This is a genomic window from Marinagarivorans algicola (genome assembly GCF_001292705.1).
GTDB lineage: Bacteria > Pseudomonadota > Gammaproteobacteria > Pseudomonadales > Cellvibrionaceae > Marinagarivorans > Marinagarivorans algicola.
On sequence record NZ_LGAK01000002.1, the window covers coordinates 1 to 1675 of the forward strand.

The window sequence follows — 1675 nt, forward strand, 5'->3', positions numbered from 1 at the left end:
TGCGTTCCCGTCGCCGAGCTCTATGGTGTTGTTAATTAACCAGTTTTCTTCGACGTTATAGAGCTCGCACAGTCTGCTTAATTGTTGCGCGGCAATGGTGCTCGGTGGCGCTTCGCCGTTTTCGATTTCTTTAATAAATTGTGGGTTAACATCAAGGGCCTTAGCGACTTGAGTGTGCGTTAATGCGTTGCCCTTGCGTGCCGTGGTGCAGCGGCTAGCGAAGGTGCTTTGCTGGCGTATGGTGGCGGTTTTCATGGCTGTCTCCTAAGTTATGCGGCAGTGGGTGGGGTGGTGTTAAATGGCTGATAAAAATTAATCATGTGCGCGACTGGCTCGATGCGCTGGCGTGGGGTGTTGCTGGGTTGATCGTTTAAATCAATCACCGCTTGCCCGCGCTTAATAACAGTGGGGCGTTTTAAGTTTTGCTCCAAATAGCCTAAGTGGGCGGGTTCGCCAAGTAGGGTTGGGTGTAGGTTGATGATTGTGGCCATGGTGAGCTCCTTTAGGAGTTGTGTTTCTGGAATCAAGCGATTAGCTGCTGTATTATTTGCGAAACATGTTATTTTCTGTGATTCAAATGTAAGCTTTCTTACATTCTAGGTCAAGGTAAAAATGTAAGAAATCTTATATTTTTACCTTGATGCGTAAAAAAACCCGCGAGAAGCGGGTTTGGTGAGATTTGCCTTACTAGTGTATCGAGCGACTAAAGCTTAGTGTGATGTGCTGCGTTTTTATTCATCTATCCAGGTGCCGATGATTTTACCGAGTATTCTGAATGGGTCGAATATGGGCTTGTGCTGCGTGTTCAGTGGTTTTAAGTATTTTATATCGCCATCCATCGCGAATTGTTTGAATGTTACAGCGTTACTGCCTTCTAGTTTTGCAATCACTCTATCGCCAGGTATTACGCTGCCGCGTAGTTCAGGCTCTACAAATATGACACAACCTTCTGGGTAGCTGCGGCCGCTTGGGCTGGTCATTGAGTCACCTTGAACGATGAGTGCATAAGTGCTGGCGCTATGCTGTTTTGCGCAGGGTAAATAGCGTTCTGCGTCACCTGCCGCGCATATATCGATAGCTTCGCCCCAGCCGCCGGCTTGCACCCACGAAATAACAGGTACCAGGCCTAGATTTTTATCGGCCATGTGGTTTGCTTGGGGTTCTGCTGCTGAGTGTTTATATTTTGATTGCGTGTTGTTGATTATCTCATCTGGTTTTAACGATAGGATGCTTGAAAGGAGTATTAGGTGTTCGCCCTTGGGCTTGTATTCACCTCGCTCCCATCCCCCGACGTTTACATGAGACACACCGACCTTCTGACCCAGCTCTTTTTGAGTGAGTTTCAGCTCTTTTCGTCGCGTCTTTATGATTGATTCTAAGTAATCCATGTAAGCTATCTTACTTTATGTTGACGTAAGTTTTCTTTACATTTAATATTGTAAGTAAACTTACTTTAAGGGTTGGCATATGACAAAAGCATCGGCTATCGAGCACTTTGGGAGCGTTAAGGCCTTGGCTAAAGCGCTAAAAATAACAACAAATGCCGTATCGCAATGGGGGGACGATGTCCCCAAACTCCGAGAATACCAATTAAAAGAGGTGATGAATAATAACGAGTTAGGTGAAGAAGGGGATGAATAGCATGATTCAACCGATTAACAGGTTAGATGTTTTA

Annotated in this window: 4 protein-coding genes; 1 reads left to right on the plus strand and 3 read right to left on the minus strand. The window is 45.6% G+C overall.

The window, feature by feature from the left end; genetic code table 11:
* The 3 genes from AC438_RS01130 to AC438_RS01140 form a co-directional block, all read right to left on the minus strand.
* Window positions 1-255: helix-turn-helix domain-containing protein (locus tag AC438_RS01130; RefSeq protein ID WP_156316956.1), on the minus strand; the 255-nt coding region annotated here is incomplete at its 3' end.
* Window positions 256-269: 14 nt separating this feature from the next.
* On the minus strand, window positions 270-491 hold the full coding sequence (locus AC438_RS01135) for a hypothetical protein (RefSeq protein WP_053979451.1): 222 nt from the start codon (window positions 489-491) through the stop codon (window positions 270-272).
* Window positions 492-731: 240 nt separating this feature from the next.
* Window positions 732-1388 carry a S24 family peptidase gene (locus tag AC438_RS01140; protein ID WP_053979452.1) on the minus strand — a complete coding sequence of 219 codons (657 nt, stop codon included), beginning with the start codon at window positions 1386-1388 and terminating at the stop codon, window positions 732-734.
* A gap of 79 nt (window positions 1389-1467) precedes the next feature.
* On the opposite strand from AC438_RS01140, the gene AC438_RS16450 reads away from it, so the two are divergent.
* Window positions 1468-1641 (plus strand): Cro/CI family transcriptional regulator, encoded by a 174-nt coding sequence (locus tag AC438_RS16450; protein WP_082353842.1) that lies wholly within the window; start codon window positions 1468-1470, stop codon window positions 1639-1641.
* Window positions 1642-1675 lie beyond the last annotated feature (34 nt).

Coding starts and splice junctions, on each gene's coding strand:
- AC438_RS01135 (WP_053979451.1), bottom strand. CDS start 491: ATGGCCACAATCATCAACCTACACCCAACCCTACTTGGCGAACCCGCC.
- AC438_RS01140 (WP_053979452.1), bottom strand. CDS start 1,388: ATGGATTACTTAGAATCAATCATAAAGACGCGACGAAAAGAGCTGAAA.
- AC438_RS16450 (WP_082353842.1), top strand. CDS start 1,468: ATGACAAAAGCATCGGCTATCGAGCACTTTGGGAGCGTTAAGGCCTTG.